Here is a 709-nt window from a genome sequence, read left to right as displayed (position 1 = left end):
CGCTGGCCCGGGTTAAGTCGATGTAAGCCCGTCTCAGGTTAGTCAGTGCGCCTTTCCCTTTGATTGAGGTAATGACGTTCTGATAGGTGGCGCCTTGCGCCATATCGGCGGTCCGGGTGTATGCGTAGTCCCAGTGGCCATCCTGGAGTTTGGTGGGATCAATGGTTAACGATTGACCCTCTTTAGACTGAGCGATGAGCGTATGCCCATCGGTTCGGATAACGTGGTGTATCACGTTGGCTTTAATGCCGCGAGCTTTGTCGGTAAAGCGAGTGATGATCTTATCGCCTGTCGATAAAGGTTTGTGCGAGACCGAATACAGGCCAGTAAATCGATGATCTCGATGCCTTGGTAAAAAAGCGCGTTCTTTACCGGTATCGTGGCTCTTTATCATGACCACACCATGCTCGGAATCGACACTTATGATGGTGGAGTAATGCCCCGGTTTGGTACTGAGAACCAGCCCTTTCTGGTAAGGCATCATGGTTTTTAACTCTTCACCAGTCGCGCCTGTCAAGCGGAGCCGAGGGGCAATAATGTTCTCTTTTCCCAACTCCTTCCTTTCGATCAGACCATGGCGAATGTGTTCAGTAATAACGTCTCGCTCATTGTTCGTATAAGCGATGATAAGCGTGTTTTCTCGCGTTTCTTGAGTGCGTGATAAGTAATCTTGCGCCACTTCATAAGGCAACTTCTCTGTGGCCATTTG

At 49.8% G+C, this 709-nt stretch carries 1 pseudogene; it reads right to left on the bottom strand.

Features of this window, described 5'->3' with window-relative positions:
- Positions 1-709 (bottom strand): annotated as a pseudogene (locus ELS82_RS25580) (conjugative transfer relaxase/helicase TraI); the annotation flags it as partial.

Origin of the sequence: Vibrio ouci, from assembly GCF_004551525.1 — a bacterium.
Classification (GTDB): domain Bacteria; phylum Pseudomonadota; class Gammaproteobacteria; order Enterobacterales; family Vibrionaceae; genus Vibrio; species Vibrio ouci.
Note: the sequence above shows the minus strand (reverse complement) of the source record. Positions and strands in the feature narration are given on the sequence as shown.